Genomic DNA, 13,809 nt, shown 5'->3' on the forward strand with positions numbered 1-13,809 from the left:
TGTGTCGCGGCGCATCAGCCGCGGCGGTCCTTGCCGAACGAATCGACTTCGATGACGAACAAATACGAAACGCACGAATACGACGTCGTCGTCGTGGGTGCCGGGGGCGCGGGACTGCGCGCAGCGATCGAGGCCTCGGCCCGCGGTGTGCGCACCGCGCTGATCTGCAAATCGCTCCTGGGCAAGGCCCACACGGTGATGGCCGAAGGGGGCGTGGCCGCGTCGCTCTCGAACACCGATGCCCGCGACAATTGGAAGGTGCATTTCAAGGACACGATGAAGGGGGGCAAGTTTCTCAACCACTGGCGCATGGCACAGCTCCATGCCCAAGAGGCCCCCGACCGCGTCAACGAACTGGAAGAATGGGGCGCCGTCTTCGACCGCACCAAGGACGGCCGCATCTTGCAGCGCAATTTCGGCGGCCATACCTATCCGCGCCTGGCCCACGTCGGCGACCGGACGGGCCTGGAGATCATCCGCACGCTGCAAGACCGCGGCGTGCACCAGGGGATCGACGTCTTCATGGAGACGACGATCCGCTGGATTCTGCGCGACGGCGGGCGAGTGGCCGGCTGTATGGGCTACTATCGCGAGAGCGGCCGGTTCGTCGTGTTTCGCGCCAAGGCCGTCGTGCTGGCCACCGGCGGCATCGGCCGCTGCTGGGAGGTGACCTCCAACTCCTGGGAATACACCGGCGACGGCCATGCCATGGCCCTCTGGGCCGGCGCCGACCTGATCGACATGGAATTCGTCCAATTTCATCCGACGGGCATGGTCTGGCCGCCGAGCGTCAAGGGCACGCTGATTACCGAAGGCGTGCGCGGGGAAGGGGGCGTGCTGCTCAACAGCGAACGCCGGCGCTTCATGTTCGACAGCGTTCCCGAAATGTTCAAAGGCGAATTTGCCGAAAGTGAAGAAGAGGCCAACCGCTGGGTGCAGTCGGTCGTCGCCGGACAGCGCCCCGACGCCCGGCGCCCGCCCGAGCTGCTGACCCGCGACGTCGTAGCCCGGGCCATCCGCCGCGAGGTCCGCGCCGGCCGCGGCTCGCCGCACGGCGGTGTGTTCCTCGACATCGCCTCGCGCCGCACGGCCGACCAGATCAAGAAGAAGCTCCCGAGCATGTATCACCAGTTCAAGGAACTGGCCGACGTTGACATCACGACCGACCCGATGGAAGTCGGGCCGACGTGCCACTACGCGATGGGCGGCATCCGCGTTCACCCCGAGACGCAGGAGTCGACGTTGCCGGGCCTGTTCGCCGCGGGCGAATCGGCCGGAGGCATGCACGGCGCCAACCGCCTGGGCGGGAATTCGCTCTCGGACTTGCTGGTATTCGGCAAACGGGCCGGCGAATATGCGGCCGAGCTGGCCAAGAAGACCCCCAGCTTGCCGGCGATCGACCAGGGCGAAATCGAGCAAGTGGCCCGTAAGCAGCTCGAGCCGTTCAACCGCACCAGCGGCGAGAACCCTTACGTGCTGCACGAAGAGCTGCGAGCCCTGATGCAGACCTACGTGGGCATCGTCCGCACGGCCGACGATTTGCAGTACGCACTCGACGAGATTCAGAAGCTGCGCGCCCGGGCTGCCACCGCCAAGATCACCGGCAATGTCCAGTACAACCCCGGCTGGCATCTGGCGCTGGACCTGGACAACATGCTCGATATCAGCGAGGCCGTGGCTCGAGCGGCGCTCGAGCGCACCGAGAGCCGGGGCGGCCACACGCGCGACGACTATCCCGACAGCGACGCGACTTGGGGCAAGTTCAACAACGTGATTCGCCAGCGCTCCGGCGCGGTCGAGTTGCACCGCGAGCCGCTGCCGCAGATGCCCGACGAATTGCGGGAACTGATCGGCGAGGTGAAGGAAGGCAAGCATGTCTAGCACGAGTACGACCCCAGGTGCGGCGGCGGGCGGCGCCTCGGGCCCGCCCCCTGCGACCGGCACCGTCAAGCTGCAGGTTTACCGCGGCGACAACGCGTCCGGACAAATGGTCGAATACGAAGTCGAACGGGCCAGCGGCATGGTCGTGCTCGACGCCGTGCACCGCGTGCAGGCGACGGCCGCGCCCGACCTGGCCTGCCGCTGGAACTGCAAAGCCGGTAAGTGCGGCTCGTGCAGCGCCGAGGTGAACGGTCGGCCGCGGCTGATGTGCATGGACCGGATCGACCGCTACCCGGCCGATCAGCCGATCGTTGTGCGGCCGATGAAGTCGTTCCCTGTGATCAAGGACTTGGCCTGCGACGTTTCCTGGAACTACGAGGTCAATAAGAAGATCCCGGCCTTCAAGCCGAAGGCCGGCGAGCGCCGCTTTTCGCAGGAGGAGGCCGACCGCGTCCAGGAATTTCGCAAGTGTATCGAGTGCTTCTGTTGCCAGAACGTCTGCCATGTCTTGCGCGAACACGATCTGAAGCAGCAGTTCGGCGGCCCGCGGTTCTTCGTCCGTGTCGCGGGGCTCGAAATGCACCCGCTGGACGAGGCGAACCGGTTGCCGCTGCTCAAGAACGAGCTGGGGCTGGGTTACTGCAACATCACGAAATGCTGCACCGAGGTCTGCCCCGAGCACATTCATATCACCGACAACGCGATCATTCCGCTCAAGGAACGGGTCGTCGACGAGTACTACGACCCGGTGCAGAAGCTGTTGCGGATCTTCAGTCCGCGGCGCTAAGCGCCAACCAGGCCGCCAGGTTCGCGAGAGGCCAGGCTCTTGCTGGCTCACGGCTCAGTACAGAGGAGTCCGTTCGATGCGCATGCCCCCAAGTTTGCCGGCTCGGACGCGGCACCTGGCTCAAGCGTTGATCTGCGTAGCGTTGTTGGCCGGTTGCTCGGCCGAGACCAAAGGCCCCGGCGGCGCTATCAGCGGAGTGCCGGAGATTGATCAGCCCGCACCGGAGATCACGGGCGAGGATGCCGACGGCGTGTCCTTTGCCCTGAGCGACTACCAAGGCCAGGTTGTCGTCGTCGATTTCTGGGGCGATTGGTGACCGCCTTGCAGGTCGATGTACGACCACGAGCGGTCGCTCGTGAGGCGCATGCAAGGCAGGCCCTTCGTCCTGCTGGGGGTCAATAGCGACTCGAAGTCGAAACTGCGCGCCACCATCGAACGCGAGCAGATGACGTGGCGCTCCTGGTGGGACGGCAGCGGCGGGTCCATCGCCGCGGCCTGGAAGGTCGAGGGCTGGCCGACGATGTACGTCCTCGACCATCACCACGTCGTGCGACAGATCATCGTGGGTCCCGACACGTACCAGCTCGATCGCGCGGTCGAGCGACTGGTCGACGAGGCGGAAAGAGCCGCTCGGTAGCCGCTCGGCCTGGCAATCCAGATTCCTGCGCATCGGACGCGGCGGGCCGCCGGCTAATCGGCGCGAATGCAGTGCAATTGCTGGGCACCGCGGATCAGCAGCGCGTCGCCGGCGACCGCGGGTGTGGCCAGGAACAATCCGTCCTCGTCGAGCGGCGGATTGGTCGACAGCACCTGGAATTCATCGCCGGCGGCCAGCACGTAGCAGAGCCCGCCCTCGGTCAGGCAAAACAGCTTGCCAGCGCACGCCCAAGGCGATGCCGTGAAGGGGCCACCTTGGGGGAGCCGTTTGCGGCCATAGACCGATTCGCCCGTACGCAGATCGAGGCAGTTCCAGATCGCTCCATCACCCAAAAGGTAGAGCCGGCCCCGGTACGCCACTGGGCTGGGCACATACGGCGCCGTCGGTCCGACGCGCCACGCGACGTGCGGTCCCGGCGATTGGTCGTCGGCAGGGGTAACGTCGCCGGTGGCCCCGGCCCGGACGGCGATCACCGGTCGATTCTTGCTCGGAATCCAGCCCGAGGTGATGTAGCACAATTCGTCGTCGGTCACGGCCGTCGTCCCGGTCAGCCCGGATAGCTTGCCTAATTCCCAAAGCGTTCGACCGTCGCTGGGGTCGTACGCCACGGCCCGTTCGGGTCCCACGGCGACCAGCTCGGTGCGCACGCGGTTCTTCCACAGGCAGGGCGTGCTCCAACTGTTCTTCGGCTCGCGCTGGGCGCGCCACAGCAGGTTGCCGTCACGGCAGTCGTAAGCGGCGAGGAACGAGTTGCGCAGGTAGTCGCACTGCAGATAGACGCGCTGGCCGTCGGTGATCGGCGAGCTGGCGGTGCCGTATTCGCCGTAGGTTCCTTCGGTGGGCGGTTGCTGTTGCCAGACAATTTGTCCGGTGAAGTCGAGCGCGTAGAGCCCCGCTTGCCAGAAATAGGCATAGACGTGCTGGCCGTCGGTGGCGGGTGTTTCCGACGCGTAGCTGCTCTTGATGTGCTTGCCGCGCTCCGGGCGGCCGGTCTTGACCGATGTTTGCCAAAGCAGTTTTCCATCGGCCAGCCCAAAACACAGCACCCGCCAGTCGTAGTTGCTGTCGGGCGGCGCAAAGACCTTGCTCTCGGGGCGCATGCCTTTGGGTGGCTCGTCGGTTTCGTTATCGGGAATCGCCGTCTTCACGAACACGCGATCGCCCCAGACGGTCGGCGACGAGCGGCCGATTCCCGGGACCGGCGCCGACCAAGCCACGTTGTGCCCTGGGGCCCATTGCGTGGGAAACGTGGCGCCATCGGCCACGCCGTTTCCGCCCGGGCCGCGGAATTGGGGCCAGTTCTGGGCGCAAGCAGGCCGGACTTCGCTCTGCACGACCAGCATGCCCCAGAGTACGGCAAGGCCCAACCAGCGGACGGTCATGGCCGGCCGGACCAACGCGAATCGGACGATGTTCATCTGGTTTCCTTACGCGGACATGCCGGTTGGTGAGCACCGAGCGCCCCGCAAGCCGGCGAAAAATCGCGGCCTGCGGGGCGTGCGAGCGATCGCTGCTCAGTCGTTGCCGAACACCGACGTGCCTTGCACATAGGCCGGCACCGGCACCGCCAGGGCTTCGAGCACGCTGGGGCAGATGTCGATCAACTGTGGCTGCTGCTTGCCGAGCCGCCGGTTGCTGAACAGCACGCCAGGCACCAACTCGGGATCGATCAGGTGATCGCCTGACCAGCGGCTGGTGTTGTCTTCGATCGTACCCAGCGGGGCGCCGCCGAGCGCCGTCTGCCAACTGGCTCGATAGCCCGAGTTGAACCCGAGAATCAGATCCGGGCGCGTCGGTACGTTGTTGTCTCCCATCGGATACAGCGCATCGGCCCGGTAGACGTTCTTGAACACCGGTTGTCCGCTCTCCGGATCGATCCAGCGCTTGAGCCGCGCGGCGATCTCGTCGCACCCCTGGGGATAGCCGGCGACCGAGTCGACGATGCCCTGTTCTTCGCGTCCGAAGACGTTCAAGTACAGGCTGCAGAAGCCACAGGCGTAGGCCGTCGTGCGGCTCCAGTCGACATCCTTGAACAACGTCTCACCCGGCTTGCCGTCGGGCACCTTGAGCTTCATCAGCCCTTGGTCGACCAGCCAGCGATTGACGTGCACGGCCCGGCGAAAGGCGTTAAATCCGTGATCGGACAGGACCAGCAGCAAGGTCCGCTCATCGCACCGCGCCAACACCTGACCGAGCACTTCGTCCATTTCTCGATAAGCGGCGGGAATCACGTCGCCGAACTTCTCGGCGTCGGCCGCGCGGTAGGCAGGGTGTTGCGCGTCGCGCGTGGCCCAAAAGGCGTGCTGCAAGCGATCGGTCGTGTCAAAGACGAAGGCCAATACGCCGCGGTCGAACCGTTCGAGCTCGAGCGAGAGCATCGCGCGCCGCTCCCGGGTCACCGCCTGGCACTCGGCCAGAAACGCAGCATAGTCGTAGCGCCCATGGCTCAGGGGATGCACCTGCTCGGGCATGCCCAGCGTGTGGAAGGGGCCCAATTGCTCGCGCAGCTCGCGGCCGTACTCGGGCGGCTGCGTCAACGGAAACGCCTGCTGCACCGGGTCCATGTGAATTGGCGAGGTGACCAGCCGCAGGGCCGGCGACAATTCCGTGAGGAAGAACTTCACCTGCCCGCGCACTTTGCTGCCCAGGCCGACGCTGAACTCGACCGGCAGCCACCCGGACCATTGGCCCAGTGCTACCTCGACGGCCGTGCCCGACGGCAAGCGAATCTGCAGGCGATCGTCTCCCGTCTTGCTGACGTCGAGGGCGACCAGGGTTTCCTTGTTACGTCCGGCGAGCGGTCCGTGCAGTTCGAGCGCCGTGTGCTGGCCGTCCCAGGTGCACGGGGCCACGTTGGCCTTGCTCGGATCGTCGTCGGCAATCGGGGCCGAGGTGAAGTAGGTGTAGCGGCCTTCTCCGCCGGTCAGGTCCGGTACTCCAAAGCCGGCGAGGAACCGGCCGGTCACCTTCTCCGCGGGAAACGCCACGGGCCAGCGCACGACCGTCGTTGGCACGCCCGCCGCCGAAGTGTGCACCCAAAAACCATCGCGCTGTCGGGCACGCGTGTACTTTGTGCCCAGCCAGCCGCCAGTCGACTTGCGCAGCGAGAGCGCGGGCAGGTACGACTGCGTCGACCGGTAGAGAAAGTCGAAAATGCCGTGCTGCGCGGGATCAGTGCCGGTGGCGATCGACGACCAGGCCACGGGGCTTTCGGCCGGGTTGCTCGTGGCCAGGCGTGCATAGCCGCCGGCCTCGCGCAGCCGCGCAAAATTGGGCAGCTGGCCGGCGGCCATCAGCTCTTCGGTCAGGCCGGCGTCCAGCCCGTCCATCCCCAGCACAATCACGCGTTGATACATGGCATTCTTGGGCCCGGTACTCGTGACGCGCGGCGCCAGCGACGTCGCGGCGGCACCGGGCGCGTTGCGCGTCGAAGCGGTCGCGGACCGCGGACCCCGGGCGAGGAGCAGATAACCGCCGGCAAGCACGCTACCCGCCAGCGCCGCGATCAACAACCACGTGGCTGCCCGGCCGACAACCGAGCTACGTGCATATGCCGCGCGGGCCAGGCTCCAAACGTAGCGGAACGGCCAGAGCAGGGCCACCAGCAGCGTGCCGAGCGCCGCGAGGTAGGGCGCCAGCCCAGTGAACACGTTTTGGGCCGTACCGGGATCGATATAGGCCACGAGCGCCGCGCTCATTGGGCATACCCCAGTTCGCGCAAGGCGCGCATGGCCTCGGGATCGCGCGCCTGAATGGCGCTGGTCAACGGCGCAATTGGAGCGAGTCGCTGGCGAAAGCCGGCGATCGCGGCGCGCAAATCACGGACCTCGTCCGGGCGCTGGTCGGCCAGGTTGGTTGCTTCGGCAGGATCGGTTGCCAAGTCGTAGAGTTCGACCGGTCCTGCGGCGTACTCGATCAGCTTCAGCGGCCCGCGATACACGGCCCATTGCGTCTGGTTCAACGGGCGCGGCGCTTCGACGAGTCGCAGGTCGGTGTCTTTCTTGGCCAGCAAGTCGCGCGGCCGCGGATCGAGCAGCGACTGGCCATCGAGGGCCTCGTCGCGGGCCGGCAGTTCGAGGACGTCGATCACGGTCGGCAAGACGTCGATTTGCGATACGCGCTCGCCGACAATCTGCGGGTCGTTGTGACCCGGCAGCTTGACGATCAACGGCACGGCCAGCTCGTTTTCGTACATCCGGAAGCAATGCCCGAACACCTGGTGTTCGCCCAATCCCTCGCCATGATCCGAAGTCACGATCACCAGCGTATCCTCATATAACCCGCGGCGGCGTAATTCGTCGAACAGCCGGCCCAGGTGATGGTCGAGATACGCGATCGAGGCGTCGTAGCGGTTCGTGATCCAGCGAAACGTCTCGGGGTTGGCCTCGCGACGCTCGAAAGCGATGTCGGTCATCAACTCCGCGTAAAACTCGGTGGGCTTCGGCGTCCGCTCGACCTGCGGGTCGGTCTCGAAGCGATCGAGGTAGTCGCTCGGTGGATTGTACGGGTGATGGGTGTCCATGTAGTTGAGAAACAGGCAAAACGGCCGCTCGTCGCGCGTGTCGAGAAACCGGATCGCCGCGTCGGTGATCGTCTCGGCCGTGCGGTAGGCCTGATACGAAGCGTCGGCCGCGCGGACGTCGTACGTTTCGAATCCCTGGTCAACCTGGTAGATGCGGCCCAGGTATCCCCAGTTCGCCACCACGGCGGCGGTCTGAAAACCGGCCGCCAGCAGCCGCTCGGCGAGCGTCACGCATTCGTCGAGCAGCACCCCGGTCGAGTTCAGCGTGGTCACGCCTTCCACTTCGTCAGGCGTCAGGAATTTCGCTCCGTGAACGTCGGGATAGAGTCCCGTGAACAGCGAGGCATGCGTCGGCAGAGTCCAGTTGGAAACGCCCGCGCAGTGGGCAAATCGCCAGCTTTCGGCCGCCAGCGCGTCGAGTCGCGGCGAAGTCGGGCGAGTGTACCCGTAGCACGACAGATGGTCGGGCCGCAGCGTGTCGAGGCTGATTAGCAGCACATGTTGGGGACGCGGTGCGGCCGTGCGGCCAAAGGCCTGCCAGAGCAGCCAGCCACAGCCGGCCGAAGCGGCCAGCGCCAGGCCCAATAGCAACCATTCGCCGGCCCTCGCGCGACCGCGCGCGGACGACGACTGCGACGTAGCTGAGAAAGACGGTTCAGGCGAGGTCATGCGCGCCACCGTGGTTGCGCGCGGGCGGAGCGATCAGACGAGCCCCCGCCGCACGAAAACGTGACTGCCAGCATGAAACCACAGTTGCCCGGACCGATCAAGCTGCGGCCGCGCTACGGGCAGCAACACGCTTGAACGGCCAGGCCGTAGACGGCAGGTCCGAACAGGGGCGGCGTCCACGGCAGGCCGCCAAAATAGACCGGCCCGTCGATCAGAGCGCCGGCGCGCAGGGCCCCGGTACCGATCGGCGGCCACTCCCAGGCCGGCGGGTCCGATTGGGGCAGATACAGCCGGCCCGACGCGATCGCCTGGACGCGCAATTGTTCGACCTCTTCCGGGGTCAATCGTGGCCGCGCGAGCAATTCGGCCTGCTGGCGCTTGGCTGTCTCCTCGTCGGCGGCCTGGATCAAGCGGCCGAAGCCGTTGCTGTCGCGAACGAAGAAGTAGAACGGCATGAAGATTTCGCGCTCGGCGCCGGTCCTCCCGGTGAGCTTCACGCGGATATAGCCGGGATCCTGACGATACTGCACGACGATGTAGGCCACCGGCACGCCGCGTCCGGTACCCAGGATCTCTTCGCGGTTGAAGCCCTCGAGCATGACGCGCTGTTCGCCCGGCCCGACGACGATTTCGTCGGTCCAGGTCGCGCCGCGCGCCCGGCGAATGCGAAAAGCAATCGGCTCCTCGGTCAGATTGGTGATCGAACCCCGCGGCCGCGACTCCGGGGCAGGGAGGTCTTCACCCAGCCGTGCGTCGGTCTCGCCCGGCTGCACCGCTTCGTCGACCTGCTGTGCGGGAGCGACCGCGGCGAGCTGGAAGCTGAGCAGTGCGGCCGCACCCAGGGTCAAGGTTCGAGGCATCGGGAACCAGCGAGACATAGGCTCTCCCCAGGCAAGGGAAACCGTGAAACAGGGCTCAGTTCCACTATAGTTCGCCCCGCGCCGCCGTGGGTAACCAGCGAATCGACGCCAAATCGGGCAGATCGAGCGAGGGGTCAGGGCAGTTTTTTCTTGCCCGGCGGCTTCTGCGGACGCTGCGGCGGCCGGGCCTGCGCTTGCTTCTTCTGCAGGTGGCCAAACTTGCCGGCCGGGCGGCGTGCCCCGTGCTGACCGCGATGGCTCATGGCTGGGGTAGCCCTGCGGTGGCGGGATCGGTCGTCGCCGGATTTTCCGGTGCAACCGTTGCGGACGTAATTTCCGACGGCGGGTCCGGTTTCCAGACGAGCGCCAACTGGCTGATCGTAATATCGACCTTCTTTGGCTTGATGGCCACGGTCTCCACGGTCTGCTCCAGCGTGTTCATTTCGGCCAGCAGCGCCTCGGTCTCCGCGCGGAACTCTGCTTCGAGCTTTGTTCGGCGCTCGCGAATCTGATCGACGTTCAGCTCGGCCTTCTCCACGTCGCGCGAGGTACCGAACACCTTGCCGGCCGAGCGGCTCGCCGTGCCTGCACGCTGCACGTTCGAGGCGCTGAGCCGTTTGCGGCCCAGGATCATGCCCAGAATCGCCGCACCGGCACTGAACACCGACTCGACGCGTTTCTGGTTGGCTTCCGAGCGCTCGCGCTCCAGCGCGGTTTCGGCCTGCTTGGCTTTTTCCTCGAGCGCCAGGACCCGAGGGCCATACTCGGCGCGCAGTTGCTCGACGCGCTGGTCGCGTTGTTCGCGGATCGCTTGCTGAAGCCGAATCCTAAAGGCGCCCTCCGTCTCGTCCGGCCGCGAGATCAGCTTGAGCGTGGGCTGCTGCCACAGCGTCAGGCGGCGGGTGCGATAGACGTAATCGACGAGCGACTTTTGCCACCCCTTGTAACTCTTGGCCTGCGCCGCGGTCGTCGCCAGCGGGGCAAAGGTCGCGCCCGCGGCAGGGTCGCGTAGCAGGCGGTCGGGCTCCCAGGCGTAATCGCCCGACTGCTGCCAATCGATGGCCACGCCGCTGGGCTGCACGGCGACGGCATACGCGACCTGCTCGCTGTATTCGACGTTGGCCTTGGCCTGGGCATAGTGGACGTTCACAACGCCGACGAGCAGGGGGCGATAGACCACCGTGCCTGCTGCTTGCTCGCCCGAGGGCGGGAGGAAGTATTGCGCGATCTCGGGATCGAGCCCTGGACGCACTGGCGTCGCCTGGCCTGAGGGTGCCGGTGCGGCTGGCGCGCCGGGCGTCTGAGTCGCTGCAGGCGGTGTGCCGGGCGTATCGGATAGAGCGTCGTCGTCGTCCGCCCCGTGTGCTGGTCCGCGGCGATTGTCCATCAGCCGGCGGATCTGCTCGCGCGTGACCGGTCCGCGCAGGTACGACAGCGCCCACCGTACCTGGAACAGCACCGGGGCGTCTTCATGGACGTTGTTGAGCAGAAACACCCGGCTTTGCAGCCCGGCCAGCAGTTTTTGCAGCCTCGCACGATCGAATGCCGCGCCGCTCGACGCCGCCACGCCTTCGAGCCCGTCGAGCACGCGCAGCTGGTCGCGCTCGGTTTGCAGCCGGCCCACGAACCAGGTCCCCGCGTTCGACAGGCCCTTGTAGTCGAGATCGACCGGGTTCTGCGTCGCCAACACCACGCCCACGCCGAAGGCCCGTGCCTGTTTGAGCAGCGTCAACAACGGCAGCTTCGACGGCGGATTGGCCACCGGCGGGAAATAGCCGAAGATTTCGTCCATGTAGACCAGTGCCCGCAAACTGGTCGTCCCCGGTTGGCTGCGCATCCAGCCGACGACCTGATTGAGCAGCGTCGTGACGAAAAACATCCGCTGGGCATCGTCGAGGTGGGCAATCGAGAAGATCGAGATGCGTGGTTTGCCGTCGGGCGTGTGGAGCAGGCGTTCGACGTCGAGCGGCTCGCCTTCGAGCCAGGCGCTGAAGCCCGGCGCGGCCAAAAGGTTGTTCAGCCGCATCGCCAGGCCGAAGCGTTCCTTGGCCGGGTAGAACGATTCGAGTTCGAGTACGCCCACCTGCTTGACCGGCGGGGCCTGGATTTGGGCGATGATCGTGGCCAGATCGAGATCGCGCCCCGCTAGCCACGATTCGCGCAACAGCGTGCACAACAGGATGTGCTCGCGACTTTGGATCGGGTCGGCGTCGATCCCGGCCAAAGCCAGCAGACCGCTGGCGGCCGTGGCAATCTGCTCGGCGAGCAGTTCCGCGTCTTCACGCTGCTCGGGCGGCGGTGCGGCGAACCGCTTCAGCATCGACAGGGGCCTTCCCGCGCTGCTGCCCGGGGTAAACACCGAGAAATTGGCCGCCTCGCGCAGACGGCGAATCCGCTCGCCGTCCTGGCCCCAGTCGGCCAGTCCCTGCTTCCACTGCTCGGCCTGCTGCGCGGCGAATTCGTCGGCCGACAGCCCGCGCTGGGTGGCATCTCTTTCGTTGACCCAGGGGCGGAAATCCTCGGCGCGCAGCTCGGGAAACGTCAGCAGCAGGTTGGGCAGATCGCCCTTCGGATCGATCACCAGGGCCGGAATGCCGTCGATGGCCGCTTCCTCGATCAGCGTCAGACACAGGCCTGTCTTGCCGCTGCCGGTCATGCCGACGCAGACGGCATGGGTCACCAGGTCCTTCGAGTCGTACAGGACCAACTCTGCGCCGGCTTTCCCGGTGTCGGCATCGAAGCGGCGTCCCAGGTAGAACACGCCCAGCTTTTCGAAGTCCTGCATGCGTTCGTCGCCCGCGGAAAGCCATGAGAGAGAAGCGGTGATCGGCCGCCGGCATGAAATCGTACCGCTGTTGCGCGGAACTCCCAAGCAGCAGCGGTGGCGGGAAAACTCCGCGGTAAAAGTTTGTGACCGGCCGGCGCGGCACCTAGAATCGCTGCCCAGCCGTCCGCCCGCACACACGCACATTCGCCAGGAGGCGCCCGTGAATCCGCGCACCGGGACCGTCTATGCACTGTTGGTGTTGTTGGCGATCAACACGATGAACTTCTACGATCGGCTCGTGTTGACGCCGCTGTCCGAGCCGATTCGCAAGCATTGGGAATTGAGCGACACGGCGCTCGGCTGGCTCGGGACGGCATTTACGTTGATCTACGCCGTGGTCGGCTTGCCCCTGGGACGCCTGGCCGACCTGACCAATCGCAAACGCATCCTTGTGGTCGGCGTGTTCTTGTGGAGCCTGCTGACGGGCATTTCAGGGATCTGCGTTCAATACTGGCAATTGTTCCTGGCCCGGCTCGGGGTCGGCGTGGGAGAAGCGACTTGCGCCCCGGCGGCCAGCTCGCTGATCGGCGATTACTTCTCGGCTGCCGCTCGCGCGCGGGCCATGTCGGTGTTCATGATGGGCCTGCCGCTGGGCAACGCCTTGGCCGTGGTGGTCGGCGGCATCATCGCCGAGCGCATCGACTGGCGCGCGGCGCTCTACGTGGCGTTTATTCCCGGCGTGCTGTGCGCGCTGGCCGCGACGTGGATCGTCGAACCGCAGCGCGGCGCGAGCGAATCCCACGCGGTCGGGTTGCGCCGCCGCCCGGGCTCGCCCTTTCTGCTGGTGCTGTCGATTCCCACGATGTGGTGGATCATCGCCTCGGGCGCCTTGCACAACTTCAACATGTATGCCTTGGGCGCGTTCATGCACGCCTTCTTGGTGCGCGTGCACGGTTTGAACCTGGAACACGCTGGCTATGTGATGGCGGCCGTCTATGGACTGGCCGGAATCCCGGGCTTGCTGATCGGCGGCTGGCTGGGCGATCACATCGTACGCCGGCGCGTGAGCGGCCGGCTGTTCGTGGCGGCCTTGGCCTTGGGCGCGGCGACACCTTTGGTGTTCTTGGCGCTCGAGGTTCCCGCCGGCGGCGTGGCGGCGTTTGTCACCTTGATGGGCGCCGGCTGTGGGCTGATGTATGTCTACTACGCGACTGTCTATTCCACGATTCAGGATGTGATCGAGCCGGCCTTGCGCGGTACGGCCATGGCGCTCTACTTCTGCGCAATGTACGTGCTGGGCGCCTCGTTGGGACCCTTGGCCACGGGCATGGCGAGCGACTATTTTGCCCGCGCGGCGGCCGCGGCTAAGGGCGTGTCGCTCGAAGGACTTAAGGGGCCGGCGCTCGAGGCGGCCCTTGCGCCGTTTAAAGGCCAAGGACTGCACCAGGCGATGTACATCATCCCGGTGCTGTGCCTGGTGTTGGCGTTCGTGCTGTTCGCCGGTGCGCGCACCGTTACGAACGACGTCGCCCGGCTGCGGCTGTGGATGGAACAGTCGAGCCGCGATGAAGAGGCCGAGGTCGAAGCGGCCTGAAAGTTTCCGTGGGTGCGTCACCTTGAGGACTTGATTTCACCGCCGAGGCGGACTTCCATGGAATCTTCAAG

Annotated in this window: 10 protein-coding genes; 5 read left to right on the forward strand and 5 right to left on the reverse strand. The window is 66.0% G+C overall.

The genetic code is table 11. The features are described from left to right. Positions 1 to 51 precede the first annotated feature (51 nt). From K1X74_17840 to K1X74_17855, 4 genes are all read left to right on the forward strand, one after another. Positions 52 to 1,881, forward strand: coding sequence for a fumarate reductase/succinate dehydrogenase flavoprotein subunit (locus tag K1X74_17840; GenBank protein MBX7168203.1), 1,830 nt, complete (start codon positions 52 to 54; stop codon positions 1,879 to 1,881). Beyond that, positions 1,874 to 2,668 carry a succinate dehydrogenase/fumarate reductase iron-sulfur subunit gene (locus K1X74_17845; protein ID MBX7168204.1) on the forward strand — a complete coding sequence of 265 codons (795 nt, stop codon included), beginning with the start codon at positions 1,874 to 1,876 and terminating at the stop codon, positions 2,666 to 2,668. Before K1X74_17840 ends, K1X74_17845 begins: the two co-directional genes overlap by 8 nt. Positions 2,669 to 2,744: 76 nt before the next feature. Further along, positions 2,745 to 2,984 (forward strand): peroxiredoxin family protein, encoded by a 240-nt coding sequence (locus tag K1X74_17850; protein MBX7168205.1) that lies wholly within the window; start codon positions 2,745 to 2,747, stop codon positions 2,982 to 2,984. 39 nt (positions 2,985 to 3,023) lie between these two features. Continuing rightward, a complete protein-coding gene (locus K1X74_17855; protein MBX7168206.1) occupies positions 3,024 to 3,305 on the forward strand; it encodes a redoxin domain-containing protein in 282 nt (93 codons plus the stop codon). Between the two features lie 53 nt (positions 3,306 to 3,358). Here the strand turns inward: K1X74_17855 and K1X74_17860 are convergent, their stop codons facing one another. The 5 genes from K1X74_17860 to K1X74_17880 all read right to left on the reverse strand — a co-directional run bounded on the left by K1X74_17860 (position 3,359) and on the right by K1X74_17880 (position 12,162). Further along, positions 3,359 to 4,744, reverse strand: a complete 1,386-nt coding sequence (locus K1X74_17860; GenBank protein MBX7168207.1) for a PQQ-like beta-propeller repeat protein — start codon at positions 4,742 to 4,744, stop codon at positions 3,359 to 3,361. Positions 4,745 to 4,840: 96 nt separating this feature from the next. Beyond that, positions 4,841 to 7,024, reverse strand: a complete 2,184-nt coding sequence (locus K1X74_17865; protein MBX7168208.1) for an alkaline phosphatase family protein — start codon at positions 7,022 to 7,024, stop codon at positions 4,841 to 4,843. Beyond that, complete coding sequence (locus K1X74_17870; protein MBX7168209.1) at positions 7,021 to 8,517, reverse strand: sulfatase-like hydrolase/transferase; 1,497 nt, start codon at positions 8,515 to 8,517, stop codon at positions 7,021 to 7,023. Before K1X74_17870 ends, K1X74_17865 begins: the two co-directional genes overlap by 4 nt. Positions 8,518 to 8,630: 113 nt before the next feature. Next, positions 8,631 to 9,395, reverse strand: a complete 765-nt coding sequence (locus K1X74_17875) for a hypothetical protein (protein ID MBX7168210.1) — start codon at positions 9,393 to 9,395, stop codon at positions 8,631 to 8,633. Positions 9,396 to 9,636: 241 nt separating this feature from the next. After that, a complete protein-coding gene (locus K1X74_17880; protein ID MBX7168211.1) occupies positions 9,637 to 12,162 on the reverse strand; it encodes an ATP-binding protein in 2,526 nt (841 codons plus the stop codon). A 202-nt stretch (positions 12,163 to 12,364) separates the two neighbouring features. Here K1X74_17880 and K1X74_17885 point away from each other — a divergent pair, with 202 nt between their 5' ends. Further along, the gene (locus K1X74_17885) at positions 12,365 to 13,738 is read left to right on the forward strand and encodes an MFS transporter (GenBank protein MBX7168212.1); all 1,374 of its coding nucleotides are present in this window, start codon (positions 12,365 to 12,367) and stop codon (positions 13,736 to 13,738) included. Positions 13,739 to 13,809 lie beyond the last annotated feature (71 nt).

The sequence above is a fragment of the Pirellulales bacterium genome, assembly GCA_019694435.1.
GTDB lineage: Bacteria > Planctomycetota > Planctomycetia > Pirellulales > JAEUIK01 > JAIBBZ01.

Bases quoted from the DNA above. Each gene is read 5' to 3' on its own strand.
- K1X74_17840 (MBX7168203.1), top strand. From the start codon at position 52: ATGACGAACAAATACGAAACGCACGAATACGACGTCGTCGTCGTGGGT.
- K1X74_17845 (MBX7168204.1), top strand. From the start codon at position 1,874: ATGTCTAGCACGAGTACGACCCCAGGTGCGGCGGCGGGCGGCGCCTCG.
- K1X74_17850 (MBX7168205.1), top strand. From the start codon at position 2,745: ATGCGCATGCCCCCAAGTTTGCCGGCTCGGACGCGGCACCTGGCTCAA.
- K1X74_17860 (MBX7168207.1), bottom strand. From the start codon at position 4,744: ATGAACATCGTCCGATTCGCGTTGGTCCGGCCGGCCATGACCGTCCGC.
- K1X74_17865 (MBX7168208.1), bottom strand. From the start codon at position 7,024: ATGAGCGCGGCGCTCGTGGCCTATATCGATCCCGGTACGGCCCAAAAC.
- K1X74_17870 (MBX7168209.1), bottom strand. From the start codon at position 8,517: ATGACCTCGCCTGAACCGTCTTTCTCAGCTACGTCGCAGTCGTCGTCC.
- K1X74_17875 (MBX7168210.1), bottom strand. From the start codon at position 9,395: ATGTCTCGCTGGTTCCCGATGCCTCGAACCTTGACCCTGGGTGCGGCC.
- K1X74_17880 (MBX7168211.1), bottom strand. From the start codon at position 12,162: ATGCAGGACTTCGAAAAGCTGGGCGTGTTCTACCTGGGACGCCGCTTC.